The organism is Bacillus sp. NPDC094064 (genome assembly GCF_050279585.1).
Taxonomy (GTDB): Bacteria; Bacillota; Bacilli; order Bacillales; family Bacillaceae_G; genus Bacillus_A.
In genome coordinates this window covers 1-1537 of the sequence record NZ_JBNNUI010000028.1, presented here as the reverse complement: position 1 = coordinate 1537, position 1537 = coordinate 1, and the positions used below count along the sequence as shown (strand labels likewise).

General features: G+C 31.6%; 1 protein-coding gene. It reads left to right on the top strand.

The annotated features are described in order from the left end of the window. The first annotated feature begins 329 nt into the window (after positions 1-329). Positions 330-1259: a DMT family transporter gene (locus ACQKNI_RS26065; protein ID WP_141524827.1), complete on the top strand. Its 930-nt coding sequence runs from the start codon at positions 330-332 to the stop codon at positions 1257-1259. The last annotated feature ends 278 nt before the right edge of the window (positions 1260-1537 follow it).

Sequence of the window (1537 nt, the reverse complement as noted above, 5' to 3'; positions counted from 1 at the left end):
GGGACCTTGTCCCTGTGAGAGTAGGACGTCGCCAAGCAAAAACCTAAGTCGATTCGACTTAGGTTTTTTTGTGTTTATTTTTATTTTCCAAATGTTAAAATCCATAAATTTAATAAATCTTAAAGAGGAAAGAAGATGAAATAGATACTGTTTAAAATAAATTTTGAGCGATAGTGCCGTAAAGGGTTATAAAGTAATACGTTTAAATGTTAGTTTAAGGTGAGAATTACCTTTTTACATAACGTTTTTTCGTTATCAAAGGATTTCACATAAGAAAAAACCTATAATTAAGATAGTTAACATATATTTTTTGATGGGTGTGGGGGATTATGAAAGAAATATGCATGTTATTAATGGCTGTTATATTATGGGGGACAGCCATTGCACCAACAAAGTGGGCACTAGAATCTATTCAGCCATTTACTTTGTTGTTTATTCGTCTTTTCTTTGCGGGTGGAATCTGTTTACTATTCTCATGTAAACAATTAAAAAGATCGGTTGTACATAAACAGGTGCCATGGAAAAGAATGAGTTTACTATCTTTTACTGGTGTAGCTGGTTACTTTATGTTCACATCCTATGGAATTTCTTTAACAAGTGGATTGCATGTTAGTATTATTGATGCTGCTTTACCTTTAGTTACAATTCTTTTTTCAGCGTTCTTTTTGAAAGAAAAAATTCAGCTTAATTATTGGATCGGTATTGTACTAGGGGCTGCCGGAGTACTTCTTATTACAATCCCATCTAGTAAAGTCGATCAAGAAGTATCTTTAATAGGAGATATCCTTATTTTATTAAGTACTTTCTTATTTGCTTTCTATACAGTACTGCTGAAAAAGCCAAAACAAGAACAGTATCTATCAAACAAGGTTTTTACAACATTAACTTTAATTATTGGAGCTGTTATTCTATTACCATTTGCAATGGCAGAAACTTTTTATTACGGTTTTCCAAAGGTTGAAATATGGAAGGCTGGACTAAGTGTAATATATCTTGTTATTGGGGCAACAATTTTAGCGTATTGGTTTTGGAATAGAGCATTAGAGACAGTCTCGGCATCAGTAAGTGGACTATATTTAAATGCTTTACCGTTAATAAGTATTGTTGCTTCAATTGTTCTATTAAATGAATCTTTAACGTGGAAAATAGTAATAGGTGGTAGCTTAGTTTTATTTGGAGTGATATGGGCGGATAAACGTAAATTAATTGATTTATTTATAGCAGGCGATCGAAATGTTAAAGGGAATGAAGAATGTTAAAGTTTATAAGAGCATGTATATAATGTTTAATGAAAAGGATGTCTTGTACGTAATAGGATGTCCTTTCTTTATTTTCATTGAAATAGAGAAAGGTGAAACTAATAATGAAAATACCTTTGAAATTATTTTTATTATTAATTGAATAAAAGGTGTTGACGATTAGGGTATAGGGGTGTAATATAAAACAAGTCGCCGATGACATTAACATCGAAAGCGGCAAACGAAATAAAAAACTTAGTTGACATTAACTAACGAAGATGTTAACATAAGGAAGTCGC

Bases quoted from the DNA above. Each gene is read 5' to 3' on its own strand.
- ACQKNI_RS26065 (WP_141524827.1), top strand. From the start codon at position 330: ATGAAAGAAATATGCATGTTATTAATGGCTGTTATATTATGGGGGACA.